A 315-nucleotide genomic window follows, 5' to 3' on the forward strand; every position below is an offset into this window, starting at 1 on the left:
AGCAGCCCTTTCAGCCCCGCATTGTCGAGCATGGCATCAGCCAGAAGGCGCTTCAGCTCGGCATTCTCGGCTTCGAGATCCTTCAGGCGCCGCAACTCTGAAACCTGAAGCCCGCCATACTTGGCCTTCCACCTGTAAAGCGTCTTGTCGGATATGCCATGCTTGCGGCACAGTTCCGAGACCTTCGCCCCGTTCTGCGCTACGATTGATCCCCCGGATCAATCGCTTAACGCTTGAGCCATACTCCTGCAAAACCCCGACAATCTGTTCTTCGGTAAAACGTGATTTGCGCATCGTCTGTTCTCCTTGTTCTCA

At 55.2% G+C, this 315-nt stretch carries 1 pseudogene; it reads right to left on the reverse strand.

Features of this window, described 5'->3' with window-relative positions:
* Positions 1-294 (reverse strand): annotated as a pseudogene (locus KY389_RS15115) (transposase); the annotation flags it as partial.
* Positions 295-315 lie beyond the last annotated feature (21 nt).

It is taken from the genome of Paracoccus bogoriensis (assembly GCF_019431455.1).
Lineage (GTDB): Bacteria > Pseudomonadota > Alphaproteobacteria > Rhodobacterales > Rhodobacteraceae > Paracoccus > Paracoccus bogoriensis.